At 60.1% G+C, this 14,682-nt stretch carries 7 protein-coding genes, 3 rRNA genes and 1 pseudogene; 10 read left to right on the top strand and 1 reads right to left on the bottom strand.

Annotated elements, in window-relative coordinates; genetic code table 11:
- Position 1: 1 nt before the first annotated feature.
- The 5 genes and pseudogenes from tyrS to rrf all read left to right on the top strand — a co-directional run bounded on the left by tyrS (position 2) and on the right by rrf (position 9,187).
- Positions 2 to 1,312 carry a tyrosine--tRNA ligase gene (gene tyrS, locus ACTAQJ_RS08225; RefSeq protein ID WP_431119567.1) on the top strand — a complete coding sequence of 437 codons (1,311 nt, stop codon included), beginning with the start codon at positions 2 to 4 and terminating at the stop codon, positions 1,310 to 1,312.
- A 397-nt stretch (positions 1,313 to 1,709) separates the two neighbouring features.
- Positions 1,710 to 2,971, top strand: a pseudogene (locus tag ACTAQJ_RS08220) (IS110 family RNA-guided transposase).
- Between the two features lie 682 nt (positions 2,972 to 3,653).
- A 16S ribosomal RNA gene (locus tag ACTAQJ_RS08215) occupies positions 3,654 to 5,174 on the top strand.
- A 569-nt stretch (positions 5,175 to 5,743) separates the two neighbouring features.
- Positions 5,744 to 8,888, top strand: a 23S ribosomal RNA gene (locus ACTAQJ_RS08210).
- A gap of 182 nt (positions 8,889 to 9,070) precedes the next feature.
- Positions 9,071 to 9,187: ribosomal RNA gene (gene rrf, locus ACTAQJ_RS08205) — 5S ribosomal RNA — on the top strand.
- The 16S, 23S and 5S rRNA genes sit together here, the layout of an rRNA operon.
- 282 nt (positions 9,188 to 9,469) lie before the next feature.
- Here the strand turns inward: rrf and ACTAQJ_RS08200 are convergent.
- Positions 9,470 to 10,666, bottom strand: coding sequence for a hypothetical protein (locus ACTAQJ_RS08200; RefSeq protein ID WP_498701663.1), 1,197 nt, complete (start codon positions 10,664 to 10,666; stop codon positions 9,470 to 9,472).
- A gap of 6 nt (positions 10,667 to 10,672) precedes the next feature.
- Between ACTAQJ_RS08200 and ACTAQJ_RS08195 the strand changes: the two genes are divergently transcribed.
- The 5 genes from ACTAQJ_RS08195 to ACTAQJ_RS08175 are packed head-to-tail and all read left to right on the top strand — an operon-like array spanning position 10,673 to position 14,682.
- Positions 10,673 to 11,524, top strand: coding sequence for a hypothetical protein (locus ACTAQJ_RS08195; protein ID WP_498701662.1), 852 nt, complete (start codon positions 10,673 to 10,675; stop codon positions 11,522 to 11,524).
- Entirely contained in the window at positions 11,517 to 12,503 is a 987-nt protein-coding gene (locus ACTAQJ_RS08190; RefSeq protein WP_431119572.1) for an HAD-IIA family hydrolase, read from the top strand. The genes ACTAQJ_RS08195 and ACTAQJ_RS08190 overlap by 8 nt, the downstream gene beginning before the upstream one ends.
- 9 nt (positions 12,504 to 12,512) lie before the next feature.
- Complete coding sequence (locus ACTAQJ_RS08185; RefSeq protein WP_431119574.1) at positions 12,513 to 12,776, top strand: hypothetical protein; 264 nt, start codon at positions 12,513 to 12,515, stop codon at positions 12,774 to 12,776.
- A 3-nt stretch (positions 12,777 to 12,779) separates the two neighbouring features.
- On the top strand, positions 12,780 to 13,592 hold the full coding sequence (locus ACTAQJ_RS08180) for a TlyA family RNA methyltransferase (RefSeq protein WP_431119576.1): 813 nt from the start codon (positions 12,780 to 12,782) through the stop codon (positions 13,590 to 13,592).
- 13 nt (positions 13,593 to 13,605) lie between these two features.
- Positions 13,606 to 14,682 (top strand): NAD kinase, encoded by a 1,077-nt coding sequence (locus ACTAQJ_RS08175; protein WP_431119578.1) that lies wholly within the window; start codon positions 13,606 to 13,608, stop codon positions 14,680 to 14,682.

The raw sequence follows: 14,682 nt of genomic DNA, 5'->3' as shown, positions 1-14,682 counted from the left end.
CGTGTCACACGTAAACAACATCGAGTCCCAGCACAACGATCCCGCCTTTGCCAACATCTGGCAGGAGCTCAAATGGCGCGGCCTTGTCCACGTTTCCACCGATGAAACGGAACTGGAAAAGCTGCTCGCCGGGGACCCGATCACGTATTACTGTGGCTTCGACCCCACCGCGCCGTCCCTTCACCTGGGTAACCTCGTGCAGCTCCTCCTGATGCGTCGATTGCAGCTGGCCGGCCACAAGCCGCTCGGCTTGGTGGGCGGCTCCACGGGCCTGATCGGCGATCCACGTCCGACGGCGGAACGCACCTTGAACACCAAGGACACCGTTGCGGAGTGGGTCGGCTACCTTCAGGGCCAGGTGCGCCGTTTCCTCAGTTTTGAGGGCGACAACGCAGCGCGCATGGTCAACAACCTGGACTGGACCGCGCCGCTGAGCGCCATCGACTTCTTGCGTGAAATCGGCAAGCACTTCCGTGTGGGCACCATGCTGCGCAAGGATGCTGTCGCGTCGAGGTTGAGCTCCGACGAGGGCATCAGCTACACCGAGTTCAGCTACCAGATCCTGCAGGGCATGGACTACCTCCAACTGTTCCGTGACTACGGCTGTGCACTGCAGACCGGTGGCTCGGACCAGTGGGGCAACCTCACCAGCGGTACCGAGCTCATCCGTAAGGTGGAGGGCAAGAGCGTCCACGCCCTGGGTACGCCGCTCATCACCAACTCGGACGGCACCAAGTTCGGCAAAAGCGAGGGCAACGCCATTTGGCTGGACCCCGAAATGTGCAGCCCGTACGCGTTCTACCAGTTCTGGCTGAACACGGCCGATGCCGATGTTGTCGATCGGCTGAAGGTCTTCACCTTCCTTTCGCGTGCGGAAATTGAAGCGCTTGGCCAGTCTGTTGCTGAGCGGCCCTTTGCCCGCGAAGGCCAAAAGAAGCTTGCGTTCGAAGTGACCTCGTTGGTACACGGCATCGATGCGACCGAAAAGGTCATCGCCGCCTCCGCAGCGCTTTTCGGCAACGGCGACCTCACCGTCCTGGACGAGCACACCCTGGAATCAGCGACGGCGGAACTTCCGTCCGCGAAGATCAGCGCCGACGGTCTGGGCATCATTGACTTGCTCGTGGCCTCGGGTCTGTCCGACAGTAAGTCGGCAGCCCGACGTACCGTGGGGGAGGGCGGCGCGTACGTGAACAACACGAAGGTGTCCGATCCCGACGCCGTCATCGCCCAGGACGAGCTCCTCCATGGCCGGTACCTGCTCCTTCGACGGGGCAAGAAGAACCTGGCGACCATTGAGGTTTCAGCCTAGGTTTTCTCAGTAGTCCCGTTTCGAAAGGGCCGGCAGCCGTTATGGTTGCCGGCCTTTTCTGCGTTTAAGCGTGCTTGTCCTGGACCCGGGGGTGGAGTGGTGCCGTCCCGCCCCCGGTTGTTCTCTCACATCGTCGTTGTTTTCGAGCATCCTTCTCTCACATCCGGATGCGTTTGGACCGTTCTTCTCTCACGTCGGGGCGTGTTTGGGGATCCCTCGTTACCTTTTTCGTAGCCCGTTTCCTGGTGCAGGATGTGGGTGTGCTGGCCTGCTGCCCCGGCATGATTGCGTTCCTCTGTCGATCCGATGATCTTGAGAGTGTTGTCACCGGGGTTGGTAGGTGCCGGGAGACCGCTGATAGGGGCAGGACAGTTCGGGAACGTCGTGCGTAACGTGGGTGCCGGGTCCTGACACCGCTGCCGGGCCAGCATGGGAGCTGACTACGACTGGAGGGACCGGATGATCGCGAACCACGATGGTGTCGAAGTGTTTATTGGTCTGGATGTTGGCAAGGGCGTCCATCATGCCGTTGCCGTGGACCGGGCCGGAAAGAAATTGCTGGACCGGGCGCTGCCCAACGATGAAGCCAAAATCCGGGAAATCATCGCCGAACTCGAGGACGCCGGACGAGTGTTGTTGGTCGTTGACCAGCCAGCAACCATCGGCGCGTTGCCGGTAGCGGTGGCCCAGGCCGCCGGTGTTCTTGTCGGGTATCTGCCGGGGCTGGCGATGCGCCGGATCGCGGACCTGCACCCCGGAGAGGCGAAAACCGATGCCCGGGATGCGTTCATCATCGCCGAGGCCGCCAGGACCATGCCGCATACATTGCGCTCGGTTCAGTTGGCCGATGAGCAGCTCGCTGAGCTGAGCATGCTTTGTGGTTTCGATGATGACCTGGCCAAGCAGGCCACGGCGACCTCGAACCGGATCCGCGGGCTGCTCACCCAGATCCACCCTGCTCTGGAAAGGGTGTTGGGACCCTACATGGATCATCCTGCGGTGCTGGACCTGCTGCGGACCTGGCCTACCCCCGAAGCGCTCCGTCACGCAGGCCGGCGCCGGATCGGGAACCGGCTGACCAAACTCGCGCCGCGGATGGGCGAACGCCTTGCCGATGAAATCATCGAGGCCCTGGGCCGGCAAACAGTCACTGTTGTCGGCACGAATGCCGCGACCATCGTGCTGCCCCAGCTCGCGGCCATGCTCTCCGGGCTTCACGAAAACCGCGCCATGGTCCTCACCCAGGTCGAAGCTCTCGTGGAGGCCCACCCTCTTCACCCGGTCCTGATGTCTCTGCCGGCCGTGGGCATCAGGACCGCCGCACGAATCCTCACCGAAGTCGCCGGGAAAGACTTCCCCACCGCCGGGCACCTGGCCTCTTACGCCGGGCTGGCCCCAGTCACCTGGCGATCCGGGTCCTCCATCCGCGGCGACCACTCCTCCAGAAAAGGCAACAAAGTCCTCAAACGAACTCTTTTCCTCTCCGCGTTCGCTGCGCTCCACGACCCGCCGTCCCGGGCCTACTACGAACGCAAACGCGCCGAAGGAAAACGCCACAACCAGGCAATCATTGCCCTGGCACGACGCCGCTGTGACACCCTCTACGCAATGCTCCGCGACGGCGCCCTCTACCAACCCCCAACACCCGCCACCACTTGACGAAAAACATAGGGGCACTCTCATGTCCTGTCGCCCATTGGTGGCGGGTTGGGAATGTTCGACGGCGGTGGTTGGGTTTGGTGTTTGGCGGCCGGGTCGCGGGGTGTTGGCTGGTGTGACGGGCTTCACGGGTGGTTGTTTTCGTGGTTTTGGGGTGGTTTTGGGTTTGGGTGGCCTTGTTTGGCACGTGTTTGCGGGGTTTTTGGTTGGTGTGGGGGTGGATTTGTGTCGGGGCTGGTGGGCGTGTAATGTCTTCTGAGTCGCCGCGAGTGAGACAGCCTGGTGCTGGGAACTGCGGGGGCCAACCCCTTTGATAACAGCCTGGAAAATGGTGCGCTTTTGGGCGTGCCGGTGCCGGGTGGGGCCGAAGATCGGATCGGAAATCGCGGAAACGTTGATTTGCATGGATCGGGTTGATCGGGTAAGTTTGAAAAGTTGCTCCGGAGCGATCCTGTGGCCCTGTAGGGGTCCGGTGGTGCCGGTTAGTGTCTGTTGTTTGAGAACTCAATAGTGTGCCAAGTTTGTTGATGCCGATTGTTTTATTGATTGGTTGAAATTATGGCCGGATTGCTGCGCACCCCCGTGTGTGGTGGTCTGGTTTTCAGCTGGTTTCGAATTTTGTGCAGCCGCGTCCGTCGTTATTTCCGGTGGGTGTGGTTGTGTCTGTTTGATTTGTTTTACTTCAACGGAGAGTTTGATCCTGGCTCAGGATGAACGCTGGCGGCGTGCTTAACACATGCAAGTCGAACGATGATCCCAGCTTGCTGGGGGATTAGTGGCGAACGGGTGAGTAACACGTGAGTAACCTGCCCTTGACTCTGGGATAAGCCTGGGAAACTGGGTCTAATACCGGATACGACCATCTGGCGCATGTCATGGTGGTGGAAAGCTTTTGTGGTTTTGGATGGACTCGCGGCCTATCAGCTTGTTGGTGGGGTAATGGCCTACCAAGGCGACGACGGGTAGCCGGCCTGAGAGGGTGACCGGCCACACTGGGACTGAGACACGGCCCAGACTCCTACGGGAGGCAGCAGTGGGGAATATTGCACAATGGGCGAAAGCCTGATGCAGCGACGCCGCGTGAGGGATGACGGCCTTCGGGTTGTAAACCTCTTTCAGTAGGGAAGAAGCGAAAGTGACGGTACCTGCAGAAGAAGCGCCGGCTAACTACGTGCCAGCAGCCGCGGTAATACGTAGGGCGCAAGCGTTATCCGGAATTATTGGGCGTAAAGAGCTCGTAGGCGGTTTGTCGCGTCTGCTGTGAAAGACCGGGGCTCAACTCCGGTTCTGCAGTGGGTACGGGCAGACTAGAGTGCAGTAGGGGAGACTGGAATTCCTGGTGTAGCGGTGAAATGCGCAGATATCAGGAGGAACACCGATGGCGAAGGCAGGTCTCTGGGCTGTAACTGACGCTGAGGAGCGAAAGCATGGGGAGCGAACAGGATTAGATACCCTGGTAGTCCATGCCGTAAACGTTGGGCACTAGGTGTGGGGGACATTCCACGTTTTCCGCGCCGTAGCTAACGCATTAAGTGCCCCGCCTGGGGAGTACGGCCGCAAGGCTAAAACTCAAAGGAATTGACGGGGGCCCGCACAAGCGGCGGAGCATGCGGATTAATTCGATGCAACGCGAAGAACCTTACCAAGGCTTGACATGAACCGGAAAGACCTGGAAACAGGTGCCCCGCTTGCGGTCGGTTTACAGGTGGTGCATGGTTGTCGTCAGCTCGTGTCGTGAGATGTTGGGTTAAGTCCCGCAACGAGCGCAACCCTCGTTCTATGTTGCCAGCGCGTTATGGCGGGGACTCATAGGAGACTGCCGGGGTCAACTCGGAGGAAGGTGGGGACGACGTCAAATCATCATGCCCCTTATGTCTTGGGCTTCACGCATGCTACAATGGCCGGTACAAAGGGTTGCGATACTGTGAGGTGGAGCTAATCCCAAAAAGCCGGTCTCAGTTCGGATTGGGGTCTGCAACTCGACCCCATGAAGTCGGAGTCGCTAGTAATCGCAGATCAGCAACGCTGCGGTGAATACGTTCCCGGGCCTTGTACACACCGCCCGTCAAGTCACGAAAGTTGGTAACACCCGAAGCCGGTGGCCTAACCCTTGTGGGGGGAGCCGTCGAAGGTGGGACCGGCGATTGGGACTAAGTCGTAACAAGGTAGCCGTACCGGAAGGTGCGGCTGGATCACCTCCTTTCTAAGGAGCTGCTAACAGCTGTGTTGTTTGCCTGCATGGGTGGATGACGGGTTGTCAGTGTTGCCCATTGCGCAGGCGTCTGTTCTGCGGTGGGTGCTCATGGGTGGAAACATCAACGAATCAAGAGTTTTTTTGGCATGGCCTTACCGGTTGTGTCCTGGTGTTAGTACGGCAGTGCCGCGTCCCCTTGGGGGTGTGGTGGTGTCAGGAACGCGCTGGGGCGTGGTTTGTGTGGGTTGTGTTTGGCGCACTGTTGGGTCCTGAGGCAACAGGACCTTTTTGCAGCAATGCATTTGGGGCACTTCTGGTGTTTCTTTTGTTCCTGCTTCCGGTATCACCGGTCACTGTCAGCAGCTCCGCTCCTTTTATGGGTGTGTGGGTTGTGGTGTCCGGGGGTCTGGTTGATGGGGTTGTTGTTTGAGAACTACATAGTGGACGCGAGCATCTAGAACATGCACGGTGCCGGCTCCCTTGGGGGTTGGTGGGTGTGTGTTCTTACAGCAATTTCTTATGAATGAACCTGGCCCTTGTGGTCATGGTTCTCTCGAGTAAGTTTTTGATCTTTGTGTGGTCAAGTTTTTAAGGGCACACGGTGGATGCCTTGGCATTAGGAGCCGAAGAAGGACGTAGGAATCTGCGATAAGCCTGGGGGAGTTGATAACCGAGCGTTGATCCCAGGATGTCCGAATGGGGAAACCCCGCACAACGCTTTTGGGTGATTGTGTGACCCGCATCTGAACACATAGGGTGCGTGGGGGGAACGCGGGGAAGTGAAACATCTCAGTACCCGCAGGAAGAGAAAACAAGAGTGATTCCGTTAGTAGTGGCGAGCGAACGCGGATCAGGCTAAACCGTTTCCATGTGTGATAGCCGGCGGGCGTTGCATGGGCGGGGTTGTGGGACTTTCCGTACTGGTTCTGCCGGACTGGTGGGGTGTGTAGTGCAGGCATAGGTGAACGGTCTTGAAAGGCCGGCCAGAGAGGGTGTGAGCCCCGTAACCGTAATGTTGTGTACCGCCTGGAGAGGATCCCAAGTAGCACGGGGCCCGAGAAATCCCGTGCGAATCTGTCAGGACCACCTGATAAGCCTAAATACTTCCTAATGACCGATAGCGGACCAGTACCGTGAGGGAAAGGTGAAAAGTACCCCGGGAGGGGAGTGAAACAGTACCTGAAACCGTGTGCTTACAATCCGTCGGAGCCAGTCTGATTCTGGTGACGGCGTGCCTTTTGAAGAATGAGCCTGCGAGTTAGTGTTACGTCGCGAGGTTAACCCGTGTGGGGTAGCCGTAGCGAAAGCGAGTCTGAACAGGGCGAGTGTAGTGGCGTGATCTAGACCCGAAGCGGAGTGATCTACCCATGGCCAGGTTGAAGCGACGGTAAGACGTCGTGGAGGACCGAACCCACTTCAGTTGAAAATGGAGGGGATGAGCTGTGGGTAGGGGTGAAAGGCCAATCAAACTCCGTGATAGCTGGTTCTCCCCGAAATGCATTTAGGTGCAGCGTTGCGTGTTTCTTGCCGGAGGTAGAGCTACTGGATGGCCGATGGGCCCTACAAGGTTACTGACGTCAGCCAAACTCCGAATGCCGGTAAGTGAGAGCGCAGCAGTGAGACTGTGGGGGATAAGCTTCATAGTCGAGAGGGAAACAGCCCAGACCACCAACTAAGGCCCCTAAGCGTGTGCTAAGTGGGAAAGGATGTGGAGTTGCGAAGACAACCAGGAGGTTGGCTTAGAAGCAGCCATCCTTGAAAGAGTGCGTAATAGCTCACTGGTCAAGTGATTCCGCGCCGACAATGTAGCGGGGCTCAAGTACACCGCCGAAGTTGTGGATTTCACACAGTACCCTAGCCTTCGTGGTTCAGGGGTGTGGAGTGGTAGGGGAGCGTCGTGTGGGCAGTGAAGTCGCGGTGGAAACCAGCGGTGGAGCCTACACGAGTGAGAATGCAGGCATGAGTAGCGAAAGACGGGTGAGAAACCCGTCCGCCGAATGATCAAGGGTTCCAGGGTCAAGCTAATCTGCCCTGGGTAAGTCGGGACCTAAGGCGAGGCCGACAGGCGTAGTCGATGGACAACGGGTTGATATTCCCGTACCGGCGAAAAACCGCCCATGCCAAGCGGGGGATACTAACCGCCCGGAGCCTGCCCGCCCACCCTTGTGGTGTGTGGGTTTTGGCCGAGCGCGGGACCTGATCCCGGGAGGTAAGCGTATTAACAGGTGTGACGCAGGAAGGTAGCCGGGCCGGGCGATGGTTGCCCCGGTCCAAGGATGTAGGGTCAGGGATAGGCAAATCCGTTCCTGTGTGCTTCGAGCACGCTCCTGAGATCTGATGGGACCCCCGTTCGGGGGGATCCGGTGATCCTATGCTGCCTAGAAAAGCATCGACGCGAGGTTTTAGCCGCCCGTACCCCAAACCGACACAGGTGATCAGGTAGAGAATACCAAGGCGATCGAGAGAATTATGGTTAAGGAACTCGGCAAAATGCCCCCGTAACTTCGGGAGAAGGGGGGCCTGCCCCGTGATACAGACTTGCTCTGTGGAGCGGGTGTGGGCCGCAGAGACCAGGGGGAAGCGACTGTTTACTAAAAACACAGGTCCGTGCGAAGTCGCAAGACGATGTATACGGACTGACTCCTGCCCGGTGCTGGAAGGTTAAGAGGACCGGTTAGCCCCTTCGGGGGCGAAGCTGAGAATTTAAGCCCCAGTAAACGGCGGTGGTAACTATAACCATCCTAAGGTAGCGAAATTCCTTGTCGGGTAAGTTCCGACCTGCACGAATGGAGTAACGACTTCCCCGCTGTCTCAACCATAAACTCGGCGAAATTGCAGTACGAGTAAAGATGCTCGTTACGCGCAGCAGGACGGAAAGACCCCGAGACCTTTACTATAGTTTGGTATTGGTGTTCGGAGTGGCTTGTGTAGGATAGGTGGGAGACGTTGAAACCCGGACGCCAGTTCGGGTGGAGTCATCGTTGAAATACCACTCTGGTCACTTTGGACATCTAACTTCGGCCCGTGATCCGGGTCAGGGACAGTGCCTGATGGGTAGTTTAACTGGGGCGGTTGCCTCCTAAAAAGTAACGGAGGCGCCCAAAGGTTCCCTCAGCCTGGTTGGCAATCAGGTGTCGAGTGTAAGTGCACAAGGGAGCTTGACTGTGAGAGAGACATCTCAAGCAGGGACGAAAGTCGGGACTAGTGATCCGGCGGTACATTGTGGAATGGCCGTCGCTCAACGGATAAAAGGTACCTCGGGGATAACAGGCTGATCTTGCCCAAGAGTCCATATCGACGGCATGGTTTGGCACCTCGATGTCGGCTCGTCGCATCCTGGGGCTGGAGTAGGTCCCAAGGGTTGGGCTGTTCGCCCATTAAAGCGGTACGCGAGCTGGGTTTAGAACGTCGTGAGACAGTTCGGTCCCTATCCGCTGCGCGCGCAGGAAATTTGAGAAGGGCTGTCCTTAGTACGAGAGGACCGGGACGGACGAACCTCTGGTGTGTCAGTTGTACTGCCAAGTGCACCGCTGATTAGCTACGTTCGGATGGGATAACCGCTGAAAGCATCTAAGCGGGAAGCTCGCTTCAAGATGAGATTTCCATACACAATTTGTGTGAGAGGCCCCCAGCCAGACCACTGGGTTGATAGGCCGGATGTGGAAGCGAGGACCAAAGACTCGTGAAGCTGACCGGTACTAATAGGCCAACAACTTACACCACACACAACACTGCACGCGTCCACTATGTGGTTCCCGAACAACAACCCGTTGCTCACAGGAACCAACAACTGAATAACAACACCACAGGACCCTCAACACCGAGGGAACACACATGTTGTAACCACAAAGTCTTCCCACCCCCGCCACCCAAACCGGTGCACACAGGGGTTCGGGTAACAAGGTTACGGCGGTCATAGCGTGGGGGAAACGCCCGGTCCCATTCCGAACCCGGAAGCTAAGACCCACAGCGCCGATGGTACTGCACCCGGGAGGGTGTGGGAGAGTAGGACACCGCCGGACACACATTAGGTCGAGACCCCCCAACCCACACCAGGGACGGGGGGTCTCCCACATTTAAGAGACAACCAGCCACACCAGAACCAACCAAGCCCCGACCACCACGGCCGGGGCTTGCCCCACTTAAGCCCAGAAGACGCAGCGCCAACAATGCTGTGAGACTTGCCACGGGGCGCCCATGGAGGTGCCCTGACGTTCGGCGCCTGAGGCGCTGTCGCCTAGAATTGCATAAGACATACGAGTCGGCAGCCCAGTGCTGCAGACGGCGTGACAACGAAATAAGGGTTATGAGCGACTACGCACGCGCCAGTGGTCGGCTCGCAACAGGAGGAATCCACCATGGCTGAGCACAACGGCGGCAATCGCGACGGCAATCGCGGGAACTTTGGCGGGAATCGCGGTGACCGCGGTTCTTTCCGCCCCAACAACAACTCCGGTGGAGATCCTCGCGGATTCCGTTCCAGGGAGAATCGCGACGGCAACGAGCAGGGTCGTTCCTTTAGTGGCGATCGTGACCGTAAGCCCTTCGGCGACCGTGGTGACCGCGCTGATCGTCCGGCCCGTGATGGTGAGCGTCGTCCGTTCAACAGCGACCGTGGCGAGCGTAAGCCGTTCGGCGACCGACCGCCCCGTGATGGTGAGCGTCGTTCCTTCGGTGGCGATCGTGACCGTAAGCCCTTCGGCGACCGTGGTGACCGCGCTGATCGTCCGGCCCGTGATGGTGAGCGTCGTCCGTTCAACAATGACCGTGGCGAGCGTAAGCCGTTCGGCGACCGACCGCCCCGTGATGGTGAGCGTCGTTCCTTCGGTGGCGATCGTGACCGTAAGCCCTTCGGCGACCGTGGTGACCGCGCTGATCGTCCGGCCCGTGATGGTGAGCGTCGTCCGTTCAACAGCGACCGTGGCGAGCGTAAGCCGTTCGGTGACCGCCCGCCCCGTGATGGTGAGCGTCGTTCCTTCGGTGGCGATCGTGACCGTAAGCCCTTCGGCGACCGTGGTGACCGCGCTGATCGTCCGGCCCGTGATGGTGAGCGTCGTCCGTTCAACAGCGACCGTGGCGAGCGTAAGCCGTTCGGTGACCGCCCGGAGCGTGGAGGTGAGCGTCGTCCGTTCGGTAACGACCGTGGCGAGCGTAAGCCCTTCGGTAGCCGCCCTGAGCGTGGCCCGCGGAACTTTGATGGCCCGCGTCGTGATGGCGAGGAGCGTCGTCCCTTCAACAACGACCGTGGCGAGCGCAAGCCGTTCGGTGACCGTCCTGAGCGTGGCGGCGAGCGTCGTCCCTTCAACAATGACCGTGCCAACTCCTGGGAAGAGCGCCCGGCCCGGGTCCCCAACGCGAAGGACATTCGCAGCGCCAACCGCCCTGACCGCGAACGTTCTCCCGAGATCGATGAGGATGTCACGGGTAAGGAACTTGACCGCGCAACCGGGCATCAGATCAAGACCCTCGAAGAGCAGAGCGCAGGCTGGGTTGCCAAGCATCTGGTCATGGCTGGACGCCTGATCGACATCGAGCCGGAGCTGGCCTTCCAGCACGCTTTGGCCGCCAGCCGAAGGGGTGGCCGGCTCTCGGCTGTCCGGGAAGCTGTTGGCTTGACGGCTTACGCTGCGGGTCACTATGGCGAAGCGCTGCGCGAATTCCGTACGTACCGCCGTATCAGCGGATCCAACGTTCACCTGCCCGTTATGGCGGACTGTGAGCGTGGCCTTGGCCGCCCTGACCGTGCACTGGACATGGTCCGGTCTCCTGAAGCGCAGGACCTGGATGCTCCGGGCAAGGTAGAGCTGGCGATTGTGGCGTCGGGCGCCCGCGCGGACCTCAACCAGCTTGATGCTGCTGTTGCCGAGCTTGACATCCCGCAGCTGGACATCAACCGGGCGTTCTCTTACAGCCCCCGCCTGTTCCGTGCGTATGCGGAAGCGCTGACGGCGGTGGGTCGCACTGAGGAAGCCGAAAAGTGGGCTCGTCAGGCCTTGGTTGCCGAGAACGCGCTGGGTGTTGGCGACTTCGCGGAACCGGAAATTCTTGATCTCGGCTGGGACGAGCAGGAAGAAGCAGCAGCGGCACGGAAGCCGCGCTTCGAGAAGCGTGGGGAGGATTCCGACGTCGTTAGGCCGGAAAGCGACTCGGTGATCGCCGAGGCGGCTGCTGCAGATGCCGAACAAGACGACGTTGACATCGATGATGCCGAGTCGGATTACTTCGAGTCGGACGACGCCGAATCGGACATCGATTCAGCCGAGGAAGCAGAAGAAGCTGAGGAAGCAGAAGAGGCCGAGGAATCCGTTTCCCACACGGAACCCACCGAGGAACAGGGCACTGACTCCCAGCATGGCTGATTCACTCATTTCGTCCTTTGACGCGGTTCTTTCCGATCTTGATGGTGTTGTTTATGCAGGTCCCCATGCCATTCCCGGCGCTGTGGAGTCGCTGCAGCGCCTGGAAACGGTAGGCGTCGGGTTGGGTTACGTGACGAACAACGCCTCGCGTACTCCCGCCCAGGTTGCCGCGCACTTGAGGGAACTCGGGGCGCCTGCGGAGGATCACCAGGTGGTCAGCTCTTCGCAGGCCGCGGGGGAGTTGCTTGCTTCCATGCTGCCGGCCGGGGCTCACGTGCTCATCACGGGCAGTGCGGCCTTGGCCCACGAGATCGAACTCGTGGGCCTCAAGCCCGTGCATAGTGCGGCGGAATCGCCGGTGGCTGTTGTCCAGGGCTTCAACCCGGAGATCGGCTGGAAGGACCTCGCTGAGGCCTCCTATGTTGTTGCCGGTGGCGCCCAATGGTTCGCGACCAACACGGATATGTCCATCCCGCAGGCGCGCGGTATGGCTCCTGGCAACGGTACGCTCGTTGCGGCAGTTGCCGCCGCAACGGGCAAGACGCCGTTGGTAGCCGGTAAACCCGAAGCGCCGTTGTTCCACGCTGCTGCCAAGCGCTTGAAGTCTGATCGCCCTTTGGTGGTGGGGGACCGTTTGGATACGGACATCCTGGGCGGCAACCGTGCTGGATTTGCGACGGCGGCGGTACTCACCGGCGTCGATACCACGCTGACGATTCTGGCTGCACGGACGGAAGAGCGTCCCGATTACCTTCTGGCGGATCTGGGTGATCTTTACAGTCCATACCCGGAAATCGTGAGCGACGCCGGCACTTACCGCTGCGGTGCAGCATCGGCAATTGCCGAGGACGGGAAGGTCACGCTCACGGGGGATAAGGATGACCTCGACGCCTGGCGGGCGGCGTGCGCCGCGTGGTGGGCTGCGGTGCCGGACACTGCCGTGGCCCAAGCGCCGCAGCTGGAATGGCGAACTCATTAGACTGGTGCGATGACTGAGCCCAACAATCTCCCGGAAGCTGAGGCTGAAGGGACCGCTGTGCACTGGCCGGAGGCTCTCGATTCCACCGGCGACGCCCCGGTGGACCGTGCCCTAAGCTTGCTGGAGGGCGTTCATGGTGCTCCGGTGGCCGATCATGCTGGGTTGTACGCAGCAATTCATGACTCCCTCTTGGAGGCTCTGGATGCTGAGCCTGGCCTGCCGCCTGCTGCGGACCTGGATACCACTCGTTCCCGCCCGGCAGGCGGGAATTAGCGAATGGCAAGACTTGATCAGGAACTCGTCACCCGTGGGCTGGCGAGGTCCCGGACGCATGCTGCCAAGCTCATTAGCGACGGCAAGGTGAGTTCGGGCGGGGTTGTCTTCGCAAAGGCTGCCCAGCAAGTGGACGCCGGTACAGACCTGGCCGTCCAATCCCACCTTGAGGACATCTACGTGAGCCGCGCTGGGCACAAGCTGGCGGGCGCGCTGGCCGCGTTTCCGGGGGTCGCTGTATTCGGCCGGCGGTGTCTCGACGCCGGAGCCTCCACTGGCGGCTTCACTGACGTGTTGCTTCGGCAAGGAGCGGCACAAGTGGTGGCGGTCGACGTCGGGCACGGCCAACTGGTGCCGCTGCTTCGCAATGATCCCCGGGTGGTGGTCCATGAGGGGCTTAATGTCAGGTACATGACGCCGGACCAGATCGGCGGCACCGCGGCGCTGACCGTTGCGGACCTGTCCTTCATTTCGCTGACGTTGGTCCTGGGCGCCCTTGCTGCCTGCACGGAACATGGCGGAGACCTTGTCCTGATGGTCAAGCCGCAGTTTGAAGTCGGCAAGGAGCGGTTAAGCCGCACGGGCGTTGTGTCTTCCGAGAATGAACGACGCCGGGCGGTGGCCCAAGTGGCCCGCGCTGCAGTGGATGCCGGGCTGGAACTTCATGGCCTGGCGGCAAGTCCACTCCCGGGCCAGGACGGAAATGTTGAGTACTTCCTGTGGATGAAGCGCAGGATGTCCGCTGTGTTGCCTAAGATCGAAGAGCGGGACGAGGACGTTGCTGCGTTGATAAAGAACCTCTGGCCAAACGACTAGAAAGCAGAACCCGATGAGCAGGCATGTACTTGTCCTTGCCCACACAGGGCGGGAGGAATCGCTCCGGGCGGCGTGGGATGCTTGTACGCAATTGCACTCGTCGGGCCTGGTGCCCGTCCTTCAGAAGTCAGAATTGGCAGATGTCGAGCGCTTCTTTGGTGCCGTTGATACCCCCATTGAGATCCTCCACGACGACGTGAGTTTGGAAGACGTGGAACTGGTGATGGTTCTGGGTGGCGACGGAACCATCCTGCGCGCGGCGGAACTGGTCCGGGAGGTGGACGTTCCCTTGCTGGGCGTCAACTTGGGCCACGTGGGCTTCCTTGCAGAGAGCGAACGTGCTGACCTGGCGCAGACGGTTGAGTGGATCGCCAGCCGCCAGTACACCGTTGAAGAGCGCATGACGATCGATGTCCAAGTGTGGATCAAGGGCCAGAAGATCTGGCATACCTGGGCCCTGAACGAGGCCGCTATCGAGAAGGCCAATCGGGAACGGATGCTCGAAGTCGTCACTGAGGTGGATGAACGGCCGTTGACGTCGTTCGGCTGTGATGGCGTGGTCCTTGCGACGCCAACAGGATCAACGGCGTATGCGTTTTCGTCGGGTGGGCCAGTGGTGTGGCCTGAAGTCGAAGCGCTCGTCATTGTCCCGATCAGCGCCCACGCTCTTTTTGCCAAACCTTTAGTGGTCTCTCCGCGATCCAAGCTGGCTGTGGAAATCATGAATCGAACGGATGCCTTAGGTGTCCTTTGGTGTGATGGCAGGCGCTCCGTTGACTTGCCTCCGGGAGCGCGTGTCGAGGTGACCCGCTCAGCCACGCCTGTACGACTGGCACGGACGCACAAGACTCCATTTTCGGCGCGTCTTGTGCGCAAGTTCCAGCTTCCCATCCACGGCTGGCGCGGTCCGGCTCCCCGGTCAGGGGAAGTCCACACTGGCCCCATTCCCGTGATCCGAACCCTTTCACCGGCTCCTTTGCCCACTCCCCGGGACGCGAGTGATTCCCGGGAAACGAGTGCTCCCCGGGACGCCGAAACATCCCTGAACCCGGGGCACGGTGAGCCATCCGATCCCACGAATGCGAAGTGA

Source organism: Arthrobacter sp. alpha11c (genome assembly GCF_054149985.1).
Note: the sequence above shows the minus strand (reverse complement) of the source record. Positions and strands in the feature narration are given on the sequence as shown.

Coding starts and splice junctions, on each gene's coding strand:
- ACTAQJ_RS08180 (WP_431119576.1), top strand. CDS start 12,780: ATGGCAAGACTTGATCAGGAACTCGTCACCCGTGGGCTGGCGAGGTCC.
- ACTAQJ_RS08190 (WP_431119572.1), top strand. CDS start 11,517: ATGGCTGATTCACTCATTTCGTCCTTTGACGCGGTTCTTTCCGATCTT.
- ACTAQJ_RS08195 (WP_498701662.1), top strand. CDS start 10,673: ATGGCTGGACGCCTGATCGACATCGAGCCGGAGCTGGCCTTCCAGCAC.
- ACTAQJ_RS08185 (WP_431119574.1), top strand. CDS start 12,513: ATGACTGAGCCCAACAATCTCCCGGAAGCTGAGGCTGAAGGGACCGCT.
- ACTAQJ_RS08200 (WP_498701663.1), bottom strand. CDS start 10,666: ATGCTTGGCAACCCAGCCTGCGCTCTGCTCTTCGAGGGTCTTGATCTG.
- ACTAQJ_RS08175 (WP_431119578.1), top strand. CDS start 13,606: ATGAGCAGGCATGTACTTGTCCTTGCCCACACAGGGCGGGAGGAATCG.